General features: G+C 73.8%; 24 protein-coding genes. 13 read left to right on the top strand and 11 right to left on the bottom strand.

From position 1 onward, the window contains the following. The first annotated feature begins 118 nt into the window (after positions 1 to 118). The 3 genes from VQH23_RS09245 to VQH23_RS09235 all read left to right on the top strand — a co-directional run bounded on the left by VQH23_RS09245 (position 119) and on the right by VQH23_RS09235 (position 3,385). A complete protein-coding gene (locus tag VQH23_RS09245) occupies positions 119 to 1,747 on the top strand; it encodes an NAD(P)/FAD-dependent oxidoreductase (RefSeq protein WP_338665344.1) in 1,629 nt (542 codons plus the stop codon). A gap of 175 nt (positions 1,748 to 1,922) precedes the next feature. Next, positions 1,923 to 2,132: a hypothetical protein gene (locus VQH23_RS09240; protein ID WP_338665343.1), complete on the top strand. Its 210-nt coding sequence runs from the start codon at positions 1,923 to 1,925 to the stop codon at positions 2,130 to 2,132. A gap of 221 nt (positions 2,133 to 2,353) precedes the next feature. Further along, entirely contained in the window at positions 2,354 to 3,385 is a 1,032-nt protein-coding gene (locus tag VQH23_RS09235; RefSeq protein WP_338665342.1) for an LLM class flavin-dependent oxidoreductase, read from the top strand. A gap of 114 nt (positions 3,386 to 3,499) precedes the next feature. Here the strand turns inward: VQH23_RS09235 and VQH23_RS09230 are convergent, their stop codons facing one another. After that, positions 3,500 to 4,510: an amino acid ABC transporter substrate-binding protein gene (locus tag VQH23_RS09230; RefSeq protein WP_338665341.1), complete on the bottom strand. Its 1,011-nt coding sequence runs from the start codon at positions 4,508 to 4,510 to the stop codon at positions 3,500 to 3,502. Positions 4,511 to 4,521: 11 nt separating this feature from the next. Beyond that, a complete protein-coding gene (locus tag VQH23_RS09225) occupies positions 4,522 to 4,908 on the bottom strand; it encodes an MAPEG family protein (protein WP_338665340.1) in 387 nt (128 codons plus the stop codon). A gap of 80 nt (positions 4,909 to 4,988) precedes the next feature. On the opposite strand from VQH23_RS09225, the gene VQH23_RS09220 reads away from it, so the two are divergent. Continuing rightward, positions 4,989 to 5,582, top strand: coding sequence for a hypothetical protein (locus VQH23_RS09220; protein WP_338665339.1), 594 nt, complete (start codon positions 4,989 to 4,991; stop codon positions 5,580 to 5,582). Between the two features lie 96 nt (positions 5,583 to 5,678). On the opposite strand, the gene VQH23_RS09215 is transcribed toward VQH23_RS09220, so the two are convergent. Together VQH23_RS09215 and VQH23_RS09210 are read right to left on the bottom strand one after the other, a co-directional pair. Further along, positions 5,679 to 6,809: an NADH:flavin oxidoreductase gene (locus VQH23_RS09215; RefSeq protein ID WP_338665338.1), complete on the bottom strand. Its 1,131-nt coding sequence runs from the start codon at positions 6,807 to 6,809 to the stop codon at positions 5,679 to 5,681. 1 nt (position 6,810) lies between these two features. Beyond that, the gene (locus VQH23_RS09210; protein WP_338665337.1) at positions 6,811 to 7,206 is read right to left on the bottom strand and encodes a RidA family protein; all 396 of its coding nucleotides are present in this window, start codon (positions 7,204 to 7,206) and stop codon (positions 6,811 to 6,813) included. Positions 7,207 to 7,338: 132 nt separating this feature from the next. Between VQH23_RS09210 and VQH23_RS09205 the strand changes: the two genes are divergently transcribed. Both VQH23_RS09205 and VQH23_RS09200 read left to right on the top strand, forming a co-directional pair. Continuing rightward, positions 7,339 to 8,232, top strand: coding sequence for a LysR substrate-binding domain-containing protein (locus VQH23_RS09205; protein WP_338665336.1), 894 nt, complete (start codon positions 7,339 to 7,341; stop codon positions 8,230 to 8,232). A 313-nt stretch (positions 8,233 to 8,545) separates the two neighbouring features. Beyond that, positions 8,546 to 9,292, top strand: a complete 747-nt coding sequence (locus VQH23_RS09200; RefSeq protein ID WP_338665335.1) for a tetratricopeptide repeat protein — start codon at positions 8,546 to 8,548, stop codon at positions 9,290 to 9,292. Positions 9,293 to 9,451: 159 nt separating this feature from the next. On the opposite strand, the gene VQH23_RS09195 is transcribed toward VQH23_RS09200, so the two are convergent. Then, complete coding sequence (locus VQH23_RS09195) at positions 9,452 to 10,102, bottom strand: TetR/AcrR family transcriptional regulator (protein ID WP_338665334.1); 651 nt, start codon at positions 10,100 to 10,102, stop codon at positions 9,452 to 9,454. A 163-nt stretch (positions 10,103 to 10,265) separates the two neighbouring features. On the opposite strand from VQH23_RS09195, the gene VQH23_RS09190 reads away from it, so the two are divergent. Genes VQH23_RS09190 through VQH23_RS09180 form a run of 3 tightly spaced genes read left to right on the top strand, consistent with a single transcriptional unit; the run spans position 10,266 to position 14,550 of the window. Then, positions 10,266 to 11,459: an HlyD family secretion protein gene (locus VQH23_RS09190; protein ID WP_338665333.1), complete on the top strand. Its 1,194-nt coding sequence runs from the start codon at positions 10,266 to 10,268 to the stop codon at positions 11,457 to 11,459. After that, on the top strand, positions 11,456 to 13,066 hold the full coding sequence (locus tag VQH23_RS09185) for a DHA2 family efflux MFS transporter permease subunit (protein WP_338665332.1): 1,611 nt from the start codon (positions 11,456 to 11,458) through the stop codon (positions 13,064 to 13,066). Before VQH23_RS09190 ends, VQH23_RS09185 begins: the two co-directional genes overlap by 4 nt. Further along, the gene (locus tag VQH23_RS09180) at positions 13,063 to 14,550 is read left to right on the top strand and encodes an efflux transporter outer membrane subunit (RefSeq protein ID WP_338665331.1); all 1,488 of its coding nucleotides are present in this window, start codon (positions 13,063 to 13,065) and stop codon (positions 14,548 to 14,550) included. The genes VQH23_RS09185 and VQH23_RS09180 overlap by 4 nt, the downstream gene beginning before the upstream one ends. Before the next feature lie 62 nt (positions 14,551 to 14,612). On the opposite strand, the gene VQH23_RS09175 is transcribed toward VQH23_RS09180, so the two are convergent. Further along, positions 14,613 to 15,131: a hypothetical protein gene (locus VQH23_RS09175; protein WP_338665330.1), complete on the bottom strand. Its 519-nt coding sequence runs from the start codon at positions 15,129 to 15,131 to the stop codon at positions 14,613 to 14,615. 105 nt (positions 15,132 to 15,236) lie between these two features. On the opposite strand from VQH23_RS09175, the gene VQH23_RS09170 reads away from it, so the two are divergent. Then, a complete protein-coding gene (locus VQH23_RS09170; RefSeq protein ID WP_338665329.1) occupies positions 15,237 to 15,779 on the top strand; it encodes a hypothetical protein in 543 nt (180 codons plus the stop codon). Further along, positions 15,776 to 16,318, top strand: coding sequence for a hypothetical protein (locus VQH23_RS09165; protein ID WP_338665328.1), 543 nt, complete (start codon positions 15,776 to 15,778; stop codon positions 16,316 to 16,318). The genes VQH23_RS09170 and VQH23_RS09165 overlap by 4 nt, the downstream gene beginning before the upstream one ends. A 66-nt stretch (positions 16,319 to 16,384) precedes the next feature. On the opposite strand, the gene VQH23_RS09160 is transcribed toward VQH23_RS09165, so the two are convergent. Further along, positions 16,385 to 16,669, bottom strand: a complete 285-nt coding sequence (locus VQH23_RS09160; RefSeq protein WP_338665327.1) for a hypothetical protein — start codon at positions 16,667 to 16,669, stop codon at positions 16,385 to 16,387. Positions 16,670 to 16,861: 192 nt separating this feature from the next. Beyond that, positions 16,862 to 17,407, bottom strand: a complete 546-nt coding sequence (locus VQH23_RS09155) for a hypothetical protein (protein WP_338665326.1) — start codon at positions 17,405 to 17,407, stop codon at positions 16,862 to 16,864. A gap of 274 nt (positions 17,408 to 17,681) precedes the next feature. Between VQH23_RS09155 and VQH23_RS09150 the strand changes: the two genes are divergently transcribed. Next, positions 17,682 to 19,373, top strand: a complete 1,692-nt coding sequence (locus VQH23_RS09150; RefSeq protein WP_338665325.1) for a di-heme-cytochrome C peroxidase — start codon at positions 17,682 to 17,684, stop codon at positions 19,371 to 19,373. Positions 19,374 to 19,536: 163 nt separating this feature from the next. Here the strand turns inward: VQH23_RS09150 and VQH23_RS09145 are convergent, their stop codons facing one another. From VQH23_RS09145 to VQH23_RS09135, 3 genes are all read right to left on the bottom strand, one after another. After that, the gene (locus tag VQH23_RS09145) at positions 19,537 to 20,295 is read right to left on the bottom strand and encodes an SDR family oxidoreductase (RefSeq protein WP_338665324.1); all 759 of its coding nucleotides are present in this window, start codon (positions 20,293 to 20,295) and stop codon (positions 19,537 to 19,539) included. A 226-nt stretch (positions 20,296 to 20,521) separates the two neighbouring features. After that, on the bottom strand, positions 20,522 to 21,949 hold the full coding sequence (locus VQH23_RS09140) for a mandelate racemase (protein WP_338665323.1): 1,428 nt from the start codon (positions 21,947 to 21,949) through the stop codon (positions 20,522 to 20,524). Further along, complete coding sequence (locus VQH23_RS09135; RefSeq protein ID WP_338665322.1) at positions 21,946 to 22,767, bottom strand: sugar phosphate isomerase/epimerase family protein; 822 nt, start codon at positions 22,765 to 22,767, stop codon at positions 21,946 to 21,948. Before VQH23_RS09135 ends, VQH23_RS09140 begins: the two co-directional genes overlap by 4 nt. A gap of 163 nt (positions 22,768 to 22,930) precedes the next feature. Between VQH23_RS09135 and VQH23_RS09130 the strand changes: the two genes are divergently transcribed. Next, a complete protein-coding gene (locus VQH23_RS09130; RefSeq protein ID WP_338665321.1) occupies positions 22,931 to 23,938 on the top strand; it encodes a tripartite tricarboxylate transporter substrate binding protein in 1,008 nt (335 codons plus the stop codon). Positions 23,939 to 23,950: the final 12 nt, after the last annotated feature.

Raw genomic sequence — 23,950 nt, 5'->3', positions numbered from 1 at the left:
GCATCCGTTCAGCCGCCCCATCGGGGCCAGGGCCATATGGGGCAGGGAACGCGCCGGGGCCACCGAGGTCGCCCCGCGCGTATCATTCAGCGGAAAGCAACCCTATATCCCCGCCGCCATGCTTCGCCTGACCGAGATCAAGCTTCCCCTGGACCACGAGCCGGACGCGCTGCGCGACGCCGTGCTCGCCCGCCTGCGCGTCGCGCCGGAGGAGGTGCTGGACATCACCGTCTTCCGCCGCGGCCACGATGCCCGCCGGCGCGGCGCCATCGCCCTCATCTACACGCTGGACGTGGCGCTGCGGGACGAGGCGGCGGTGCTGGCCGGGCTGGCGGGGGAGCGCCACGTGGCGCCCACGCCCGAGACCGCCTACCGCCTGCCCCCTGCCCCGCCCGCGCCGCGGCTGCGCCCGGTGGTGATCGGCGCCGGCCCCTGCGGCCTGTTTGCCATGCTCGTCCTCGCCCAGCTCGGCCTGCGCCCGATCCTGGTGGAGCGCGGCACGGCCGTGCGCCAGCGCACGCAGGACACCTGGGGCCTCTGGCGCCGCTCCGTCCTCGCCCCTGAATCCAACGTGCAGTTCGGCGAGGGCGGGGCGGGCACCTTCTCCGACGGCAAGCTCTATTCCGGCATCGGCGACAACGCGAACCGCATCCGCAAGGTGCTGGAGGAGTTCGTGGCGGCCGGCGCGCCGGAGGAGATCCTCTATCTCTCCAAGCCACATATCGGCACCTTCCGCCTCGTCTCCATGGTGGAGAAGATGCGCGCCGGGATCGAGGCGCTGGGCGGGGAGTACCGCTTCGGCACGCGGGTGGAGGATTTCGAGCTCGGCCCGGACCGCGCCCTGCGCGGCCTGCACCTCTCCGACGGCACCTTCCTGGAGGCGGACCGCGCGGTGCTCGCGGTCGGCCACTCCGCCCGCGACACCTTCGCCGCCCTGCACGGGCGCGGCGTGTTCATGGAGGCGAAGCCCTTCTCCATCGGCGTGCGGATCGAGCACCCGCAAGGACTGATCGACCGCTGCCGCTTCGGCCCTCAGGCCGGCCACCCCACCCTCGGCGCCGCGGACTACAAGATCGTGCACCACTGCAAGACCCCCGCCGCCGAGGGCCGCGCGGTCTATTCCTTCTGCATGTGCCCCGGCGGCCAGGTGGTGGCCGCGGCCTCCGAGCCCGGGCGCCTCGTCACCAACGGCATGAGCCAGTACTCGCGCGCCGAGCGCAACGCGAATGCCGGGATCGTCGTCTCCATCACGCCTGAGCGCGACTATCCCGACGGGCCGCTGGCCGGCCTCGCCTTCCAGCGCCACTGGGAGGAGCGCGCCTTCGTCGTCGGCGGGTCCAACTGGAACGCCCCCGTGCAGCGCGTGGAGGACTTCCTGGCCGCCCGCCCCTCCACCGGCCTCGGCGAGGTGGTTCCCTCCTACAGGCCCGGCGTCACCCCCACCGACCTCTCGGCCTGCCTGCCGTACTTCGCCACCGCCGCTATCCGCGAGGCCCTGCCCGCCTTCGACCGCCAGATCCGCGGCTTCGCCATGGGCGACGCGGTGATGACGGCGGTGGAGACCCGCACCTCCTCCCCGCTCCGCATCCGCCGTGACGGGACGGGGCAGAGCCTCAACACGCCGGGCCTGTTTCCGGCCGGGGAGGGCGCGGGCTACGCGGGCGGCATCCTCTCCGCCGGGGTGGACGGCATTCGGGCGGCCGAGGCGGTGGCGGCCAGCCTTTCCGCCGGCGCGCTGGTGGCCTGAACCGCCCGCCGCCGCCCACCCCTATTCCGGCGAGGCGTTCGGGCGCGAACCGGTTTCATCCACGGCGCGAATGTCAGATATCCATCATGCGCGTTGGGCAGAGCCGCCCGCAGGGCCCATCTCCCTGCCAACGAAGGGCGGCACCCTGCCGCTCATTCACCCAGGACATGCCATCGTGATCAACTTCCGCGCCCTCGCCCTTGCCGCCGCCCTGATCGGCTCCGCCGCCGCCCCCGCCCTTGCCGACCAGGTCAGCGTCCCCGGCGGCGCCACTGCCTCCGGCGCTTGGACGCAGTCGGGCGGCCGCACCTCGCTCGCCGGCAATGGCGGCCAGTCCTTCCTCGACATGAGCGGCGCCACCGGCGGCGGCGGCCAGCAGAACTGAGGTTCCGGGACGGGTCCGCCCTCCGGGGCTGACCCCGATCGATCCGAAGCCCCAGGGCCTACCCGGCCCCGGGGCTTTTTCGTGGGGGCTTTTTCGTGCGCCACCGGGCCGGATGGCCCTGCCCCCATCACCCGCCCTGATGAGCGCCATTGACGCCCCCTGCTCGACGTCCGGTCCGCGTCCGCCCACTTCTCCCCGCGAACGAGACCGAGGAACTTCGCGTGACCACCCCCATCGAATTCGCCCTGGACACCTTCGGGGACGTCACCGCCGGCCCGGACGGCGCTCCGCTGCCGCACGCCCAGGTCATCCGCAACCTCGTCGAGGAGGCCGTGCTGGCCGATGGGCTGGGCATCGACTTCTTCGGCATCGGCGAGCACCACCGCGACGACTTCGCGGTCTCCGCGCCCGAGGTCCTGCTCGGCGCCATCGCCGCGCGGACGGAGCGCATCCGGCTCGGCACCGCCGTCACCGTGCTGTCCTCGGACGATCCCATCCGCGTCTTCCAGCGCTTCTCCACGCTGGACGCCCTCTCCAACGGGCGGGCGGAGGTGGTGCTGGGCCGCGGCTCCTTCACCGAGTCCTTCCCGCTCTTCGGCTTCGACCTGAACGCGTACGAGACGCTGTTCGAGGAGAAGCTGGACCTCTTCGCGGAGCTGCTGAAGGGTGGGCCGGCGAAGTGGCAGGGCAGCATCCGCCCGGCGCTGGACGTGCCCGGGGTCTTCCCGCCGATCGAGAACGGCGCGCTGAAGACCTGGGTGGGCGTTGGCGGCAGCCCGCAATCCGTGGTGCGCGCGGCGCATTACGGCCTGCCCCTGATGCTCGCCATCATCGGCGGCGATCCCGCGCGCTTCCGCCCCTATGTGGACCTCTACCACCAGGCGCTGGAGAGGTTCGGCAAGGCGCCCCAGCCGATCGGCGTCCACTCCCACGGCTACGTCGCCGAGACGGAGGCGGCGGCGAGGGAGGAGCTGTGGCCGCACTGGAAGGCCGGCCGGGACCGCATCGGCAAGGACCGCGGATGGCCCCCGGCGCAGCGCGCGGATTTCGAGCGGGAGATCGAGGGCGGCTCCCTCTATCTCGGCACGCCCGAAACGGTGGCGCGGCGCATCGCGGGCACGGTGAAGGCCCTCGGCCTCGCCCGTTTCGAGATGAAGTACAGCGCCGGCACCCTGCCGCACGAGCGGATGATGCGGAGCATCGAGCTCTACGGCACGAAGGTGGTGCCGATGGTGAGGGACATGCTGGCCTGAACCCGGCCGGAGCCCCCGGGACGGTTCCAGGGCGTCGCGCCGGGGCGCCAGGGGTCCGGGGGAGAGGAGGAATTCCGTCCTCCTCTCCCCGGCACATCCTGTCGGCTCAGGACCTCACCGGAACGGCACCGCGTACATCAGCCCGCCCGCGTTCCACAGCCCGTTCAGCCCGCGCGGCAGCTTCAGCGTGCTGCCCTGCCCGACGTTCCGCTCGAACACCTCGCCGTAGTTGCCCACGGCTTTGATCGCCTTCAGCATCCAATCGTTGGAGAGCCCAAGGCGGGAGCCGAACTCGCCGCTGGTTCCCAGCAGGCGCTGCGCCACGGGGTTCTGCCCGCGCGCCATCTCGTCCGCGTTCGCCGCGGTGATCCCGGCCTCCTCGGCCTCCACGAGGCCGTAATGCACCCAGGCGACGATATTGCTCCAGGCGTCGTCGCCGTTGCGGGTGAACGGGCCCAGAGGTTCCTTCGAGATGGCTTCGGGCAGGACCATGTAGTCCGCCGCGCTCGGCGCCACGGTCGCGATCGCGCCCGCCAGCGCGGAGGCGTCCTGCGTCATCGCGTCGCAGCGGCCGGAGAAGAAGGCTTGGTACATCGTGTCCACCCGCTCGAAGACCACGGGCTGGAAGCGGATGTTGCGGGCGCGGGAGATGTCGCCGAGCGTGACCTCATGGGTGGTGCCCTGGGCCACGCAGACGGTCGCGCCGTCCAGGCCCTTCACGTCGCGCACGTTCGCGTCGCGCCGTACGGCGAAGCCCTGGCCGTCGTAGAAGTTCACGGGGCCCTGGTTCAGGCCGATGGAGGCGTCGCGCAGGAAGGTCTGCGTGGAGTTCCGCAGCAGCACGTCCACCTCTCCGGACTGCAGCGCGGTGAAGCGGTTCTGCGCGGTCAGGCCGACGAAGCGCACCTTCGTCGCATCGCCCAGCACGGCGGCGGCGATGGCGCGGCAGTAATCCGCGTCCAGCCCGCGCACCTCGCCGCGCGAATCCGGCACGGAGAAGCCGGCGAAGCCGGTGGAGACGCCGCAGGCCAGCGTCCCGCGCTGCCTCACCGTGTCCAGCGTCGCCGCCTGGACCGCGCCGGAGATGCCGAGAGCCGCGCAGGCGGCCAGCAGAAACCTCTTCATGGTCGTCCCTTTCAAGAAACAGCCGCGATGATGCCGGCGATGGCCAGCACGGCAAGGGCCAGGAAGGTCAGTGCCATCCCGGCGACACGGAGCCGCATCCGGTGGATCCTCCCGCCGATGGAGAGCGCGTGGCACAGGCGCCCGAGCAACAGCGCGGTCCCCGCCCCGTGCAGCAGCGGCGCGGGAGCCCCCGCCAGCTCGTTCGCCAGCATCAGGACCAGCACCAGCGGAACGTACTCGGCGAAGTTGCCGTGGACCCGCATCGCGCGCTGCAGCGCCGCGTCATCCCCCGTGCCGAGCGAGACCTGCGCCCGCGCCCTCGCCCGGATCACCCGCCAGGACAGCCAGAAGAAGGCCAGCCCGAGCGGCCCCGCGTAGAGAAGCGTCACCCGCGCCATCGCCCGTCCCCCGCGTCTTGCCCGGCCCAGTCCGCCTGACTAGCGTGCGCCCGCACCGAGCGAAGGGGAACCCTGGCACCATGCGGCACGGCCACACCCTCGTCGCCGCGGCGCTGGCCGCGGCCTGGCACCTTCCGGCCGGCGCCCAGACCCAGACCGCCGGCGGCCCGGGCTGCGCGGAGCTGGCGCGCATCGTCCAGCTGCTGCCCGGCGGCCCGCAGGTCTTCCCGACGGAGGCCGCGCCCATCGGCGCCCCGGCCGCCCCGAACGGACCCCCGGCGCCCCCCCGCGGCCCCCAGCCGGGCGGCCCACCCGGCCCGGCAGCTGCCGCCGCGGCGCCCGCCGGCCCGGTCCGCACCACCCTCCTCCCACCCGGCGCGCTGCGCGCCACCGTCTCCGCCAACCCGGCCGAGGCGCGCTATGTCGCCGAACTCGCCGAAGGGAACGGCCGCCGCGGCGGGGCCGATCGCAGCCCGCAGATCCTGCGCGGCGCCGCGGAGCGCGTGTCGGCCTGCTACCGCGGCATCCGCCCCACGCGGGAATCCAACGGCACGGCGGAGGACAACATCCGCTTCACCGTCGCCCCGGGCACCGAGATCGCGGTCCTGCTCGAGACCGGGTCCGCGGGCGCCAGCACGGTCAGCCTCGTCGTCACCCGCCGGACCCGGCGCTGACGGGGCGGGCCGGAGGGGCGCGGTCCTCTGCAGCCATCCCTGAGCCGGCGTGATGAGATCCCGTTCGGGTGAACGGTCTGATCCTCGGGCGGCCCATCACAGGGACAGCTCCCTGTCCTTGATGTCGGCGATGGGGCCGAGGATGGCGGGATCGAACTCCCGGAGGGGCGACCGCGCGGCCAGCCGGCCCGGCAGGTCGGGGTTGGCCAGCGCGCCGCGGCCCAGGGCCACGATGTCGGCGCCGTCCTCCAGCGCGAGGACGGCCCTCCCGGCGTCGTGAAGGCTTCCGTTGGCGATGATGACGGCGCGCGGGGCGTGCTTCCTCGCCAGATGGACCAGAGTCGGGCCGGTGTCGCTGAAGGCGGGCCGCCACGCCTCGAACTCCGTGACATGGATGTGGTTCACGCCGGCATCAGCCAGGCTGCCGAAGACCGCCTCGGCGTCCGCCTCACCGTTCCGCCACTTGTGGAAGAAGTCGTTCACCTTGCCCTGGGAGATGCGGACGCCGACCGGCACGGCGGCCCCGATCCGGCCGCGCACCTCTTTCAGCACCTCGAGGATCAGCCCGACGCGCCTTCGCGTGTCGCCGCCCCACCGGTCCTCGCGGGCGTTCGTGCCCTCGGTCAGGAACTGGTCGAGCAGGTAGCCGTTGGCGCCGTGGATCTCAATGCCGTCGAACCCTGCCATCCCGACCGCACGGGCGGCGGCGGCGCCGAATCCCGCGATGGCGTCGGCGATCTGCCCGTCCGTCATGGCGGACGGCACGGGATAGCTGTCCCTGCCGTAGTAGAAGGCCATCTGCCTGCCCTTCGGCTGGACGGCCGAAGGGCCCACCGTGCCCTCGCGAAAGCGGTTCCCCTGGCTGATGGCGCCGGCGTGCATGAGCTGGGCCACGGCAAGGGCGCCGTGCGCCCGGACGCCGCGCACCACCGGCCTCCAGCTCTCCGCCTGCCCATCGTCGCTGAGGCCGGGCTGGAACCTGTACCCCTGCGAGTACTCCTGGTCCGTGTAGAGGCCTTCCGTCACGACCATGCCGAAGCCACCGCGCGCGAAACGCTCGTAGTAGCGGGTCATTCGCTCGGTCGCGTGGCCGTCCTCGCCGGCGCTGACGCGGGTCATCGGTGCCACGGCCAGGCGGTTCGGCAGGATCAGTCCGCCGAGCGCCAGCGGCCGGAACAGAGGGGCTGCCGCCTCCGTGGCGGGGAGGGCTTGGCCTGCGGCGGGCATCTCACGCCCTCCCGGCGAGGCGGACCGCCGCGATCGCCTCGATCTCGATCAGGGCCGCCGGATCGTAGAGCGCCTTGATCTCGGCGATCGTGTCGGCGGGGTAGGGGTGGGAGAAGAAAGCCCGGCGAAGCTCCACCACCTCCCCGAAGTTGGCCATGTCGGTGACGAAGATCGTCACCTTGATGACGTCCCTCAGGCTCGATCCCCCCGCTTCCAGCGCCCGGCGAAGATTGGCGAAGGCCTGCTCCCCCTGCGCCCGGAAGCCGCCCTCGACGATCCGGCCGTCGTCGCCGGCTCCGGCCTGGCCGGAGATGAAGAGAAGGTCGCCGAACCTGATGCCCTGCGACAGCAGGAAGGGCTCGTAGTTGTCGGGATGGGTGACCACGCGTTCCAGCATCTTCTCACTTCCTCTAGCGAGACGAGCCCGGCTCATCTCGGCATTGTCTGCTGGCCCGGAGATGTTCGCTGCGGCCGGGCACGACAAATGGTCATTTGTCATCTGTCGGCTGAGGTGTACTCATCCGTGGTGATGCGCCGCCTTCCCCCCCTGTCCGCCCTCCGGGCCTTCGAGGCGGCCGCCCGGCAGGGCAGTTTCAAGGGGGCGGCCAGGGAGCTCGCCGTCACCCCGACCGCGATCAGCCACCAGATCCGCCTGCTCGAGGAACAGGTCGGCCTGAGGTTGTTCGACCGCGCCGTGCGGAAGGTCGTCCTGACCGAGGCCGGCGCGCAGCTCTTCCCGGTGCTGCGGGACGGCTTCGACGCGTTCCAGGCGGCCTTCGAGAGGCTGGCGCAGGCCAGGCGGCGGCCGCAGGTCACCATCTCCGCCACCGTGGCCTTCACCTCGCGTTGGCTGGTCCCGAGGGTGGCGGACTTCCAGGCCCGCCACCCGGGGGCCGACCTGCACCTGCACGCCTCGGACGAGGCGGTCGACCTCGCCGCCAGCGGCATCGACCTGGCCATCCGCTACGGGCGCGGCCCCTATCCCGGCCTGACCGCGGAGCCGATGTTCGCGGACAGGTACGCGCCGGTCGTCAACCCGGCGCTGGGCGTCGCGGCGCCGGAGGACCTCGCGGGGGTTCCCCTCATCCACTTCGAGTGGCGGCGGAAACACCCGCTGAACCCGACCTGGGAGCGCTGGCTCGCCTCGGCGGGGCTGGAGCGGCCGGTGCCGTCCGCGCAGCTTCGCTTCTCCGACGAGAGCCACGCGATCCAAGCCGCCGTGGCGGGGCAAGGGGCCGCGCTGCTCAGCCTTGCCCTGGTGGAGGCCGAACTGGCCGCGGGCCGCCTGGTCCAGCCATTCGGCCCGAGGATAGACGGCCACACCTACCACATCGTGCATCGTCCCGGGCGCGATGCCGGCGCCCATGTCCGGGCAGCGGCCGACTGGCTCCGCTCGCAGGTGGGTTCCGCCGCTCCGGGCTGATCGTGCGGGCCGCGATGGGAGCCGGACCGATCACGGCCCGCCGCGCCATCGAAGTCCCGCATCCCGCGCCATCATCCCGCCCCCCGGTCGAGCGGGATGGTCCGGGGTCCGGGGCTGGCTCGCCTTCCCTGCAGGGCCGGGTACGAGCCCTGGCCTGGAGCAACGGGCAGGTGGTCTCCCGGGAGAAAACTGCCGGGAGGGAAAACTGACTGTGATCGCGTCACCGATGGAACGGCGCCTGCCGTTGGTGGATACCGTTCCACGTTGGGACGGATGGCGTGGGGAAAGCGCCGCATCGAAGGAGAACGGTCCAGTGATCCGAACGGGCAGCAGCGCGCCAGCTCTGGGCGCGATCCTGGTTCTCGGGGTTCTGGCGGGGGCGCCGGCCCTCGCGTCCGACGCCGACGGGCTGGAGCGGAAGAGCGGGCTCCGCGTGCCGGACTTCACCGAGTGCGACCACCTGGCGCAGCCGACCCGGGCCGCCATGGGCAACCTGCCGGCGCTCGTGGACGGGGTCAGCCTCGCCGAGCTGCGCTGGCCCGCCGCCCGCGCCGCCTGCGCCCGCGCCATGGAGGAGGCACCGAGCGAGGTCCGCTTCGTGGCCTTCGCCGCCCGCGCCGCGGACAAGGGCGGCGATGCCAGGACCGCCGCCCGCCTCTACCGCGCGGCGGCGGATGAGGGTTACCCCCTGGCGCAGGTGAATCTCGGCGTGATGTACGAGAACGGCGAGGCCGGGCTCGGGCGCAACGACCGGGAGGCGGCGCGCCTCTACCGGCTGGCGGCGGACCAGGGCTTCCCGGCGGGCCAGGCGAGCCTCGGCACCTTCCTCCTCACCGGCCGCGGCGGCCTGCGGCGCGACGAGGCGGAGGCCGCCCGCCTGTTCCGTCTGGCCGCGGATTCGGGCAACGCCCAGGCGCAGAACAACCTCGGCAAGCTCTACGCCGAGGGGCGGGGCGGGCTCCGGCGCGACATGAACGAGGCGACGCGGCTGTGGCGCCTCGCCGCCGAGGGCGGGGTGACCGAGGCGCGCAACAACCTGCGCCGGGCCGGGCGGAGCTGACGCCCGGGAAGGGGGTGATGGCCTGACGGGCACACCTCCTCTCGCGCCCCGCCCCTCCTGCCGGAGGGGGGCCTTCCCGCTCAACCCGGCACGGGGGCAGGACGGTCCCCGGCGGCGATGGGGCGAGCGCGTGCGCGGGCACGGCCGGTTGCGCGGACATCAGGCGGCGCGCAGGACGCCCTGCGCCGTCAGCATGGCGACGACCAGCGCCACATCGCGCGGCGCCCGCTCCCGCAGCTCGCGCAGGTCGGCGCCGCAGAGGGCCCGCATCTGCAAGGGGGTGATCGCGAGCTCCACGAAGCGGGTGGCCGATGGAAGGGCTGCGGCGATCCCCTCCTCAGACCCGGCGATCACGCGGGCGACGCCCTGCACGCTGTCGCCGAAGCCGATGCGGTGGGACTGGCGCGCGAGCTCGGGGAAGTGGCCGGCCTCGGCGATCGTCGCCCGCATGAGGGCGACGACCTCCGTCGTCAGGGCCTCGTTGGCCAGCATGATGCCATAGGTGGTCAGGCGCTCCCCCAGGGTGGGCCCGTCCGGATGGCCTCCCACCCGCGCCAGGACGCGCGCCACGCAGCGCTGCACGACGGCGATGAAGAGGTCCTGCTTCGAGGGATAGCGCGCGTAGAGCGTCGCCTTCCCGGCGCGCGCCGTCTCGGCGATCTGCTCGAAGCTGGACCGGCTGAAGCCCTCCCGCAGGAACACCGCCGTCGCGGCGTCCAGCACGCGCTCCTCCACCAGGCCGCTCTGGTCCGCCCGGGGGCGTCCTCGGCGGGTTGCTGCGGCGGGCGGTCCGGGTCCGGTGTCGGTCATCCGTCGACACTCTTTCACCGATCCGGCACGAGAAATAGACGCCACCGTTCATTTACGCCGGGAGGATGTCCTGGCAGACTGCCTGGGCATGGGGGGCGTAAGGACATGACGCTGGCCGACCAGGGGGTGCGCGGTCCCTGCCGCCTGCCCGGGGCGTGCCCCCTTGGCTGAGCGCGAGGACGCCGGACCGGAGGACACCTCCGCCACCGTGGCCGTCGACCACCCGCCCCCCTCTGGCCTGAAGATCCGCCGTCCCCGGCAGGAGGGCGAGCGGAAGGACGGCAAGGAGGCGGATCAGGGCGACGGGAAGGAGGGCAAGCCGCAGGGCCCGCCCCGCTGGGTCCTCATACTCATCCTGGTGGCCATCCTCCTCGGCGGCGGCTGGTGGGGCTGGCGCTGGTGGTCGCATTCCCGCCTGCACGAGGTGACCGACAACGCCTACGTCGAAGCACCGGTCGCGATGATCGGCCCGCGCGTGCAGGGCCAGGTGCTGCGCGTGCACGTCGCCGAGAACGCCGAGGTGGCGGAGGGCACTCCCCTGTTCGACCTCGACGCGCGCGACTTCGAGGCCTCCCGCGAGGCGGCGGGCGCCGCCCTCCGTGCCGCCGAGGCGCGGATCGCCCAGGCGCAGGCGCAGCAGGCGGTGGCCGCGGCCGGGATCGGCGAGGCGCAGGCCCAGCTCGCGGTGGCCGAGGCGGAGGCGGCGCGCGCCGCCAGCGACGCCGCGCGCTACCGCGGCCTGTCCACGGCCGCCGTGGCTGCGCAGGAGCGCGACCGGGCCGGCTCCGAGAGCCGCGCCGCCCAGGCCCGCGCCCAGGCCGCGCGCACCCGCGTGGCCTCGGCCGAGGCGCAGCGCGGCCAGGCCCAGGCGGCGCAGCGCGCCGCGGAGGCCGAGGCCGCCCAGGCCGAGGCGCGGCTGCGCGAGGCGGAGCTGAACCTCTCCCACACCCGGATCGTCGCGCCCTTCCCCGGGCGCGTGACCAACAAGCGGGTGGAGCCCGGCGACCATGTCCGGCCGGGATCCTCGGTCATCGCGCTGGTGGGGACCGAGCGCTGGGTGGAGGCGAACTTCAAGGAGAGCCAGCTCACCGACATGCGGCCCGGCCAGCCCGTGACCCTGACGGTGGACGCCTTCCCCGACGCGGTGATGACGGGGCGGATCGAGAGCCTGCAGCGCGGCACCGGCTCGCGCTTCGCGGCGCTGCCGCCGCAGAACGCCACGGGCAATTGGGTGAAGGTCGTCCAGCGCGTGCCGGTCCGGATCGCGCTGGACGAGGCCTGGCAGCGCCGCGCCGCGAGCGGCGAGCTGCCGATCGCGCCCGGCATGTCCGCCGAGGTGGAGGCGCGCGTCCGATGAGCGCCGCCGCCGAAGCGGCCGACGACACACCGCCCGGCCTGCCGCGTTCCGCCGCCGGGCGGCACAGCCCCTTCCTGATCGCGGGGATCGTCGCCGCCGGCACGCTGATGGAGGCGCTGGGCGCCACGGCGCTCTCGGTGGCCTTGCCGCAGCTCTCCGGGAACCTCGGCGTGTCCACGGACGAGGCGGACTACGTGCTGACGATCTACCTCGTCGCGCAGGCGGCGATCATGCCGATCAGCGCCTTCGCCGCGAACACCTTCGGGCGCAAGCGCTTCTACATCGCCTGCATCATCGCCTTCACCGTCGCCTCCTTCCTGTGCGGCATCGCGCCGAGCCTGGAGCTGCTGATCTTCTTCCGCGTCCTCCAGGGCGTCGCCGCGGCCGGGAACTCCGCTTCCGAGGCCTCCATCATCGCGGACAGCTTCCCGCCGGAGACGCGCGGCGCGGGCTTCGCCATCTACGGGCTGGCCGTGGTGGTCGGGCCGGTGGCGGGGCCCGTGCTCGGCGGCCTCTTCGTGGACTCGCTGGACTGGCGGTGGATCTTCTTCATCAACATCCCCGTCGGCATCCTCTCGGTCGCGGCCAGCCTCTACTTCCTGCAGGACAGCGCGGTGCTGCGGCAGGAGCGGGCGGAGCGCTGGCGGCGCGGCATCCGCTTCGACTACCTCGGCTTCGCCCTCGCCGTGGTCGGGCTGGGCGCGCTGGAGCTGGTGCTGGACGAGGGGCAGCGCGAGGACTGGTTCGACAGCGGCTTCATCACCTTCTGGGCGGTCGTGGCCGGCCTCTCGCTCCTGGCCCTGCCGCTGTGGGAGCTGACGCGGAAAGAGCCGGTGATCGACTTCCGGCTTCTGGCGAACCTGAACTTCCTGGCCTGCTGCCTGGTGATGTTCGTGGGCTTCGGCAGCCTGTTCGGCTCCACCAACCTGCTCCCGCTCATGCTGCAGCAGGTGTTCGGCTACAACGCCTACTGGGCCGGGCTGGTGCTCACCGTGGGCGGCCTCTCGACGCTGGTGCTGATGCCGGCCTCCGGGTGGCTCACCTCCATCGTGCCGGCGAAGTGGCTTCTCGTTGTGGCCTTCGTGTTCAGCGGCTGGGGGCTGATGCTGCAGTCCGGCTTCTACGAGGGCTACGGCTTCTGGCAGCTCGCCGCGATGCGCGGCGTGCAGACCATCGCCTTCGCCTTCCTCTTCGTGCCCCTGCAGGCGCAGGCCTATGTCGGGCTGCGCCCGCAGGACAACGAGCAGGCCAGCGCCCTGCTCAACGTCGTGCGCAACCTCGGGGGCAGCGTCGGCGTCACCCTGGCCACCGTCATGGTGGAGCGGCGCGGCCAGCACCACCAGAGCGTGCTGGCCGAGAGCACCGACCCGTCCAACCCCGCCTGGGCCGACTACCTCGCCGGGCTGCAGGCCGGGTTCGGCAACATGACCGACGCCGCGGACGCCGCCCTGGCCGTGGCCTATCAGTCCCTGGTCACCCAGGCGCAGACCCTCGCCTACAACGACGTGTACTGGCTCTTCGCCATGATCTCCTTCGCCAGCATCGTGCTGGTGCTCCTCATGCCCGCCGGCAAGCCGGGCGAGGGCGCGGAGGCGGGACCGGGATGAGGCACCCGGCCGCCCTGCCCGGCGCCTGGGCCCTCCTGCTCCTCGGCGCCTGCGCCCCGGTCGGGCCCGACTATGCCGGGCCGCCCGCGGTCGAGCGCGCGTCGCGCTTCTCCGCCCTCGACGAGCCCTCCACCGCCCCCGGGGCGGTGCGCGCCGTCGCGGTGCCCACCGCCGACCTGGCCGAGTGGTACCGCGGCTTCGGCGACCCGTTGCTGGACTCCCTCGTCGCGCGCGGGCTGGCCGGCAGCCCGGACCTGCGGCTGGCCGCCGCGCGGGTGTCCGAGGCGCGGGCGGCGGGGGCCGGGGCGCGCGCGGCGCTGCTGCCGACGCTGGACGCCAATGCCAGCTTCACCCGCCAGCGCCAAGCCGAGCGCTCCTTCGGCAACTTCACCTTCCCGGCGGGCTCGGGCATCTCCTTCCCGACGCCACTGGGCGCGCCGGGCACGGAGTTCGACCGGTTCGAGGCCGGCTTCCAGGCCGCCTGGGAGCTGGACCTGTTCGGCGGCGTGCGCCGGAGCGTGGAGGCCGGGGAGGCCGAGCTGGCGGCGGCTCAGGAGGCGGGGCGCGACACGCAGGTGGCGCTGCTGGCCGAGCTGGCCCGCACCTATTTCGAGCTGCGCGGGGTGCAGCGGCGGGCCGGCATCGCCCGCGACAACGCGGCGTCCCAGCGCCGCACCCTCGCCCTGGTGCGGGAGCGGAGGGCGGCGGGGCTGGCGAGCGACCTGGACGCCGAGCGGCTGGCGGCGCAGGTGGAGGCGACCGAGGCGCGGCTGCCGGAACTGGCCGCGGCGGAGCGCGCCGCCGCCCACGCCTTGGCCGTGCTGCTCGGCCGGCCTCCCGGATCGCTGGCCGCGGAACTCTCCGCCCCCGCGGCATCGCCCCGCCTGCCGGCCGAGATCCCGGTGGGCACCCCCGACGACCTCCTCCGCCGCCGCCCCGATGTCAGGCAGGCCGAGCGCGCCGTCGCCGCGAGCACCGCCCGGATCGGGGTCGCGACCGCCGAGCTGTTCCCGCGCGTCTCGCTGAACGGCAGCCTCGGCCGGTCCGGGTTCTCCTTCGGCGACCTCGGCCATCCGGCGAACACCTTCTTCACCGCCGTGCTGCCGCAGATCCGCTGGCGCATCCTCGACGGCGGGCGGGTGCGCGCGGAGATCGACGCGAACCGCGCCCGCGCCGAGCAGGCGGCCGCCCAGTACGAGATCATCGTGCTGCGCGCCCAGCGCGAGGCGGAGGACAGCATCAGCCGCCTGGCGCGCGAGCAGGACCGGCGCACCCGGCTGGCGGCCTCGGCCGCGCGCGCGGCCCGCGCCACGGCCCTCGCGCGCGAGCAGTACGGGCGCGGGCTGACGGCCCTGCTCGAGGTGCTGGACGCCGAGCGCAACCAGCTCGCCGCCCAGGACAGCCTGGTGTCGAGCGAGACGGCGGTCTCGACCGGGGTCGTCGCCCTCTATCGCGCGCTGGGCGGCGGCTGGCGGGCCGATTAGGGGATGGCGGCCACCGGTCCCCCCGCCGGCGCGGAACGGTGCCCTGGCCGGTCCCGACCCACTTAGCCCCCGCCGCGGCGAAAGCGCGCGCCGTCCCAGCGCCACGCCACCGTCCGCAGCCCGTCGCGCGCCCCGCCGAGGCGCTCGCTCGTGGTCACGGTCATCCGCCCCCGGCCGTCGAGCGCGACGCCGGGGGCGCCGCGGCTGGTCGCCTCCAGCACGGGGCGCACGCCCCGCGGGGTCAGAAGGTGGGCACGGACGACGTAGACCGAGGTGGCGGCCCAGGTGGAGAGCAGCAGCCCGTCCCCGTCCCAGAGCTGGAACAGGCCAAGCGGCACGTCGCCGAAGCTCTCGGCGTGCTCGACGGGGGCGGGGCAGCCGCTCTCGCAGCGGATGACGAGCCGGTAGCCGTCCGGCTCCCTCTCGATCCGGGCGCGCATGACCGCCTCCCCCGGGACGAGCACGCGCAGCTCCGCCGCGGCCGGCTCCGCGGCCGAGGCGGGCAGGAGGCACGATGCGAGGAGCGCGATGAGGGCGAGCGCGACCGCACGGCCGTGGGAGGCGCCGGGGTTGAGGGGCATCAGGGTTTCCCGATGAGGGGCCAGGAAGCGCTGGCGGAGCAGCGGGCGGGCAGCGTAGTGGATTGTCGTTGGTTTGCCGACGATGGACAGGGAAGGAGGCACCCGATGCGCGAGCGCGCGGATGCCCCCCGCAGCGGGAACCCTTCGTCCCGCGCCGCGGCGGCGGGCAGGACCGCGGCCGGCGGCCACCCCGCGCGTTCCGGCGCCGGGCGGCGGCATGTCGCGTGGCTTCTCGCCGCCGCCGCGGTCCTGCCCGCCCCACCCGCGACGGCCCGGCGCATCGGGCTGCGCGCCGCCCTGCGTGCCCGGATCCCCTTGCTGGTCATCGTGTACCCCTACGACCGGCCGGGGGCCGAGACGGACGCGGCCGGCGCCCCGCTGCCGCACCTCGAGGCCGCGCGGCACGGCCGGCCGGACTGGCTCACCGGCGCCCGCGCCACGCGCGCCGCGTTCCGCGACATCTTCGCCGAGCCGGCGCTGCGCGAGGCCTTCGCCGCCCTGTTCGTGCGGCCGGACCGCGCGGCGCTGCTGCACGAGGGGCCGGTGCCGGACCCGGCCGTCTACCAGGCGGGCTTCGCCTTCCTGCGCGACGGGACGGCCCCGCCCGACGGCCTCGGCCTCGTCGCCGTGCGGGTGCGGCCGCGTTGAGCGCGCGGCCCTCACCCGGACGACGCGCGGCCCTGTGGCTCGCCGCGATCGCCCTCGCGCTCGCCGCGCCCCGGGCAACAGGGGCCACCATCCGGGAGGGCAGGACGGCTACCCTGCCCGCGCCGTCCGGGCGCCTGGAATGGGCGGCCTGGACCGAGCGCGGCCGGTCTGGCCGGGCCGTGATCCTCGCGCTCCGCGTGCCCGGTCGCGCCGGAGGGCGGCCGGTCTGGAGCACCGCCTGGCGGGACGCCTACGCGCCGGCGCTGCGGGCGGTGCCGGGCTGGCGCAGCCGCGGGCGCCCGCTGGTCGCGCTGACGCTGAGCTATGGCGCCGCCGCACAGGAGGTGCTGCTGTTCGCCGCCGAAGGCGCCGGCCCGCCGCGGCAGGTCGCCGCCCACCTCGCCTCGGCGATCGAGTGGCGCGCGGGGCCTCCGGGCGGGACGGTGCTCGTCGCCTACGAGCGCGACGCCTCGGACGCGGTGCCCCGGTGCCGGAACTGGAACGGCAGCGCCCTGGTCCCGGTGGTCTGCCCGGGTTGACGGCCGCGGCGGCTCCGGGCGGGACGTGACGATCCAGCGCAGCCCGCGATCGCCGGCCTCCCTGCCCTAGCCGTCGGACGCCTCGCCGGGTCCGAGCACGTGCGGGGAGTGCCGCCTGTCCCACTCGTCGGGCCGGAACAGCACCTTTCCCCATTGCAGGACGCGGTCCCCGTCCCGGTATGCCCGGCCCTGGAGAGGAACCTCGCCCAAGCCTTCCGTCTGCAGGTGGAAGTGGTCCCTCTCGGCGCTGAGGCCCTGGAGTTCCTTCACCAGGAGGTCGCGCCCCGCCTCGTTCAGCCAGACCTCCAGCTCGCCTTCCCCGTTCGTGCTGATGGTGATCCGCGGCTTCATGGCGATCACGCTCGCACGCGCCGGTTCAGCTTGGAAAGCCCGCGGGAGGGGGCCTGCCACCGGTGCCGGTGGGGTGCCGGCCGCTGATCGCGCCGTCCCTGCCGGCCGAAGCGGGAGACGGTGGCGCGAGCCTCCTTCGCCCTCAGGGCGAGGCGCGCGCAGGGTTACCGCTGCCCGGAGCGGAAAGCGGACCTAGGGGGTCTCCCAGCGCCGCGGGGGGAACGGGACGGAGCGCAGGTGGACGAGCCTGTCGCCCTGGATGCGGTAGTAGTGCGCGCCGATGTCGGTCCCCCGCTCGTCCGTCATGCCGAGGAGGACGAGGAGGGAGCTGTCCTGCCGGAAGGCGACCATCTCCTCGGTGCCTTCCGGGGCCTCGCTGAAGCAGCAGGTGGTGAAGGGCAGGAACGTCACCCGCCCCGTGCGGAGGTTGACCGCCGCGCCGTAGACGCACTCCGTCCCGCAGCCCCAGGTCGTCAGGACGTAGTGGCCCGCGAAGTTGGGGCGCTCCGCGGCGGCGGCCCGCAGGCGTGTCCGGTACCGCCGGTCCGGCGGGGTGAGGATCAGGGGAGCGGTCCGCGCGGGTGGGCCGGCCGTGGCCGGAAAGTTCTCGAAGCGGGGAATGCCGGCCACCGCGGCGCCTCCCGGCGGGGGCGGGGCGGAGGCGGGCCGCGCCGGCTGACCCCCCGCGCCCGCCATCAGTGCCATGATGGCCGTGGCGGCGAGAAACATGACCCGCATGCGTGACCTCCTCGTCGCGCTCGTCGGCGCTGCCCGGACGGATCCCGCGCCAGCTCCCGCCCCGCCTCGCCGCGGGCGTCATAGAAGCTGGGAGGCTCTTGCGCCATCCCGGCAGCAGGCGTTGCTGGTCTCCAAGCGGGCCGCGTTTCGAGAGCGGCGGATGATCTCCCGGAGTGCGGCGTCAGGTCAGCCCCGCCACCCTCCTTCTAATTCGATAGCGCAACAGAAGCGGTGGGCCTACCGTGCTCGCCATCGACGGGGAGGATGGCCGGCGATGACGGGATATCGAGGTGCCGGTGTGCTCGCGGCGGTGCTCGTCGCCACGGTGCTGGGCTGCGCGAGGCTGCCCGACCACAGGCCGGCCGGGGAACTCGCCTTCGCCGAGCAGAACTGGACCGATGCGCAGCGCCGCTGGTTCTATCACGCATCCCAGGGCACGCGGCTCATGCCGATGTCCTGGTTTCTCGCGCTGGAGCAGCCGGTGCTCAGCCTCACCGGCGCCCCACCCTTCGCCGCGCCGGATCACCTCGGGCGGTTCGGCTTCCTTCCGGACCCACCCTCGGCGTCCAACCCGCACGGCCTGCCGGTCGGCTTCGCGCCGGACGACCGATTCCCGGACGAGGAGGGGAAGCCCGAGACCATCGTCGGGCTGACCTGCGCGGCCTGCCATACCGGGCAGATCGAGCGCGGCACCCGCGGGATCCGCATCGACGGCGGGCCCGCCATGACCGACACCGGCGCCTTCCAGCGGCAGATCGGCATCGCCCTGGTGCTGACCCGGCAGTCCGAGGCGCGCTTCGCGCGTTTCGCCGCCGCGGTGCTGGGCCCGGAGGACTCCTCCGCCGCGCGCGAGCGCCTGCGCGCGCGGCTGGATCGCGCCATCGCGGCCGGGCAGGACGAGGCCGGCATCGCGCGGCAGGACCGGCTCTACCCGGTCGCGGAGGGGTTCGGACGCCTCGACGCCCTCGGCCGTGGCGGCAACTTCGTGTTCGGCACGGTGCTGGACGACCGGCGGAACTTTGCCGTGGCCGACGCGCCGGTCAGCTACCCGGCGTTGTGGGACGCACCCTGGTTCGACTGGGTGCAGTACAACGGCGCCATCCGGCAGCCGATGGGCCGCAACGTTGCCGAGGCCATGGGCGTGCGCGCGGGGACGAAGCTCTCGGGCCCGCCCGAGGAGCTGTACCGGTCCACCGTGCGGATCGAGACGATCCACGAGATGGAGCGCCTGCTCGCCGGCCCCGCACCGCGCGCCGGGCTGCGCCCGCCATCCTGGCCGGAGGATCTGCTGGGCCCGATCGATCGCGCGGCCGCGGCGCGCGGGGAGGCGCTGTACCGTAATCTCTGTGCCGGCTGCCATGAGGGGCGCTGGGCGACGGTGGCGGGTGTGCCGGAGCGGCAGGAGCTGCGCGTCAACATGGTTCCGCTGGACCGCATCGGCACGGACCCGAAGGCCGCGATGAACTTTCTCGGCCGCCGTGCCTACCTGGCGGCGGACGCCCGGGCGCCGGTTTCCGCGGCCGAGGGGCTCCAGCGCGTCACGACCGCGGTGATCCGGACCTGGTACGAAGGGAACGGCGTGTCGGCCGAGCAGCGCCGGGAGATGGACGGCTTTCGCGACAACGAGTGGCGGGCTCCCGCCGCCTATCGGGCACGGCCGCTGAACGGTATCTGGGCGACGGCGCCCTACCTTCACAACGGCTCGGTGCCGACACTCTACCAGCTGCTTCTCCCGGCCGACCGGCGGGACGCCGTCTTCTTCGTCGGCAGCCGGCAGTTCAACCCGCGCGAGGTCGGCTTCGAGACGGCGCCGTTCGACGGGGGGTTCCGCTTCGACACGTCCATTCCCGGAAATGGGAACCGCGGGCACGAGTTCCGCGACGGGCCGCGCGGCAACGGGGTCATCGGTCCGGCTTTGAGCGAGGAGCAGCGGCGCGATCTGGTCGAGTTCCTCAAAACCATCTAAGCCGCCAGCTTTCTGCAGGAGAGCCTGTCCGCACGGATCCGGTGATCCCTGCCGGTGGTCGCCATGGTAGCCTTACGGCCACCGCCATGACGCGTCTTGGAATGAGAACGGGATGGGGGCCTGCACCGGGGAGGCGCCACCGATGCCCCTTCCCGACCTTCGCCTAGAGCAGCCGGACGGACATGCCGCCGTCCACGATCATGGGGCTTCCCGTCATGAAGGCCGATCGGTCCGAGAGGAGGAAGAGGGCAGCCTGGGCGATCTCGCCCGGCTCCGCCATCCGCTTCACGGGATGCAGCCCGGCGACGAAGGCGAGCGTGGAGGGATCGCCCTCGCCCCCGGCGGGCGTGATGGTGCCGCCCGGCAGGAGTGCGTTGACGCGGACGCCCTCCGCCGCGTGATCGGAGGCCAGGGATTGCACCAGCCCGTTCAGACCGGCCTTGGACGCGGCATAGGCGCCCATCCCGGGCAGGCCGCCATTGCTGTGGCCGACGAAAGAGGAGGTGAAGACGATCGAGCCCTGCCGCTGCCTCGCCATCACGGGGATCTGGGCCCTGGCCGCCAGGAAGGCGCCCGTCAGGTTGGTCGAGATAACGTCGGTCCAGGCGGCAGGATCCATCTCCGCGGCCGGCGCCATCCGCCCCACGATCCCCGCGTTGTTGAAGGCGCCGTCCAGCCGGCCGAAGCTGCGGAGGGCCAGCTCCACGAGGGCGCCGGCATAGGCCTCATCCCGCACGTCGCCGGCGAGGAAGACAGCCCTCCCGCCGCCGCGCCGGACCCTCTCCGTCACGGTCTCCAGCTCGGCGGATCGGCGCGCGCCGAGGACGAGGTCGGCTCCCTCCGCCGCGAAGAGCAGGGCCGCCGCGGCGCCGATCCCGCTGCTTGCCCCGGTGACGATGATCGACTTGCCGCTCAGTTCCATGCTGTCCGCCCCCGGGGGTTGTGCCGGGGAACCCTACCGGCCGGGCCGGCATCGCCGCCTTCCGGTTGTTGTTCTCGAATGCCCGGCGGCGGGGCTTCCTGGCCTGCCACCGGGCCTTCTTTCGCCCTCCAGTCAAGAGGCTCAGGCACGAGCCCGGTCGATCCAGGGCGCGTCGGATGCCCGCGAAGGGAGCACGCGCCTCGCCTCTGGGAAGCGGCTCACCCCATCACGCCGGCGGCCACTCCGCCTGCGGCATCGCCTCCATCGTACCCAGGTCAGGCTCCACCCCGCAGCCCAGGCCCGGCACGTCCAGCGACCGGATGGAAATCGCCCCGTCCCGGATGCGAAGCCGGGGGAAGGGCGCCGTCTCGTAGAGGTCGGGATGTGCCGCCGCGAAGCGCGCCGCCTCCGCCGCCGGGCGCCTGGCGAAGCCCGCGACGAAGTGGTGGCCGTTCCGCTCCACATGGCCGATGCCCAGCAGGGCCACCAGCGCCAGGTCCTGCTGCACGCAGGTCCCGGCCAGGGTGGTGAGGTCCTCGGCCGACATGAAGAACCGCTCCTCCCCCGCCTCCGCGTTCCAGGCGCGGCAGCGCGCCGCGTTGACCAGGGAACGCCAGACGCCCTTGCACGCCTTGCTGGAGACGCCCGCGTAGCCCTGGCCACGGGCGGTGACGAAGGCGTCCATCGGCCCGTCGCTCTCGTCCACGATCACGGGGCGGGAGGCGGCCAGGGCGGTCATGGGCACGGACAGGGCCTTCGCGCGCTTCACCGGCTGCTCGACGAAGAGGATCGCCGCGCGCAGCGCGTCCAGGCGCGGCTCCGCCTCCATGGCGCGCCACAGGGCGGCGGCGCCCTCGGCATCCTCGTACTGCTCGTTGCCGTCGAGCGAGGCGCGGTAGCCCGGCCCGCGGTCCAGCACGGCGGCGATGCGGCACAGCCGATCCACGTCCTCTGCGATGTTCCCGCCCACCTTCAGCTTCCAGAAGCGGTGGCCGTAGGTCTCAGCTACCTCCTCCAACGTCTCCGGCAGGCCGTCCGCCACGCGCTCCGCCTGGTCGGCCGCGGTGATCGGGTCCACCAGCCCCACGGTGTGACGGGCCTGGATCGTCGCGGCGGGGCGCGTCGCCGCGAGCATCCCCGCGAAGTCGAAGCCGCCGAGATCCGCCGCCACCGCGTGCGGCGCCATGCCGCCGATATTCGCGCGCATGCCCGCGAAGAAGGACAGGCCGTGCAGCTTCAGCAGCGCGTCCAGCATCGCGCGGTCGAGCAGCGCGCGGCCGTAGGCGGCCACCAGCGGGTTCAGCCCCTCCGCCCCGCACGCCGCCTCCTGCGGTCCCCAGGCATCGGCGAAATGCCCGAAGGCGGTGTTCGCCCCGGCCGCGAGCGAGGCCTCGCCCGCGATCTCCAGCGAGCGCCGGAGCTGGTCCATGTTCTGATCGTCGCTGAGGGCCGGGCTCTTGTCGAACCACTTCGCCGCCAGCGTCTCCGCCGCGATCCCCCAGGCCTCGCGCCCGTCCTCCGCGCGGATGCGCGCACGCAGGACCGCCTGGCGCCCGTGCGTGACGGTGATGACGCCGAAGCGGAAGGGCAGGCGCAGCCGGAAAGGCCACTCACGCCGCTCCACATCGAGGAGGGTGAAGCGCGGCGCGGTCACGACAGCGCCTCCTCGAGGCCGCGCAGGTAGCCGATGGCGCGCGCCGCCGCGGCGGGACCATCCGGCGCGTAGTCGAAGGGTTCCACCGCGCACCAGCCCTCGTAGCCGTGGCGGCGGAGCGCGGCGATCACCGGCGCGAAGCGGTCGCCGCCCTGGCCCGGCCCGCGGCGGTTGCGGTCGTTCAGGTGGATGTGGCGGACCAGCCCGGTCGGCAGCCAGCGGTCGATCAGCTCCGGCACCGTCTCCGTCTCCCCGTTCCCCGCCGCCGAGGCGTCGATCATCGTCGCGAGTCCCGGCGAGGCCGCGCGCCGCACGATCGCCGCCGCCTCCTCCACCGTGCGCGCCCATGTGGTCTGGCCGGCGTCGAGCGGCTCCAGCAGATAGGTCACGCCGGCGGCGCGGGCCCATTCGCCGGCCAGTGCCATCGTCTCCTCGGCGCGCCGCGCGTCATCCGCCGTCGCCACCGGCCGCTGCGCCGGGGAGCCGTGCACCATCAGCCCGGCGCCGAGATCGGCCGCGAGCCCGACCAGCCGCTCCACCACCTCCCGCGTGCGCGCCAGCAGCGCCGGGTCCTCCGCGCAGATGGACAGGCCGGCGGGCGCCACCAGAAGCCAGTGCAGGGAGACGATCGGCGCGCCCGCCTCCGCCGCGATCCGCCGCAGCTCGGCGCGGCGCGCAGCGGGCAGCAGCTGCGGCGCCTCCGCGTCGAGGGTAAAGGGCGCGACCTCCAGCCCGTCATAGCCGAGGGCGGCGGCAAGCGCGCACTGCCGCTCGAAGGGCAACTCGCGCACGACCTCGTTGCACAGCGCGACGCGCATCCGTGTCCCCCCGTTCCCTGTCGATCGCCGCACGGCGCGGGCGCCGCGCCGGGCGTCCCGGCCCCGCGTTCCGGGTTTCGTTCCGCGCTTGACGGGCGACCGGCCGCGGCCGCAAGCTTCGAAGTAACCAACAAGTTACCATAATGGCAATGGGGAACGGACCATGAAGCGTCGCCACCTTCTGGGGGCCTCGGCGGCCACCCTCGGCCTGCCCGCCCTCGTCCGCGCGCAGTCCTATCCCTGGCGCCCCGAGCGCCCGGTGACGCTGATCGTCCCCTGGGCCGCGGGCGGCTCCACCGATCAGATGGCGCGCGTCGCGGCGACGGAGCTGGAGGAGGCGCTCGGCCAGCGCTTCGTCGTGGTGAACCAGCCCGGCGCCTCCGGCTCCATCGGCACGCGCAACGCGCTGCAGGCCGCGAAGGATGGCTACACCTGGGCGGCCGGCGCGGCCGTGGACCTGGGTTGCTACCGCGTCACCGGCCTGCTCGACACCGGGCTGGACGACTGGAACCTGTTCTTCACGGTCGCCAACGTGAACACGGTGTCGGTGAACCCGGCCTCTGGCTTCCGTGACTTCGGTGCCTTCCTGCAGGCACTGCAGAACCGGCGGGACGTGGCGGTGGCGACGGCGGGCGTCTCCTCCGCCGGGCGCAACATGATGGAATCCATCCGGGCCGCGGCGCCCGGGGTGAACTACCGCCACGCCACCTATGACGGCGGCAATCCGGCCGTGCTGGCGGCGGTGGCCAACGAGGTGCCGGCGGTGGCCCAGCTCCTGGTCGAGATGGCGGAGATGATCCGCGGCAAGCGCCTGGTCCCGCTCGCGGTGCAGTCCGACCGGCCCATCACCCTCCAGGGCTACGGCGAGATCCCCTCCATCCACCGCTGGCTGCCGAACGTGCCGGCGCCGCTGAACTACTTCGGCCTCTGGGCGCCCAAAGGCACCCCCGAGCCGGTGCTGCAGACCATGACGATGGTGTGGGACGGGCGCTTCAAGGAGAGCCGGCGCGTGCAGGACTACGCGGAGGCCCGCGCCGCCGTCTTCACCCCGCTGCACGGGCAGGCGGCGCGGGACGCCGCCATGGTCATGGTGCGGCAGACGGCGTGGCTCTACTTCGACGGCGGCAGCGCCCGCGTCTCGCCGGATACGGTGGGCATCCCCCGGCTGTGACCGCGGCGCGCG

This window comes from Pararoseomonas sp. SCSIO 73927, from assembly GCF_037040815.1.
Lineage (GTDB): Bacteria > Pseudomonadota > Alphaproteobacteria > Acetobacterales > Acetobacteraceae > Roseomonas.
The sequence above is the reverse complement of the archived record's forward strand: the minus strand, read 5'-3'. Positions and strand labels throughout refer to the sequence as shown.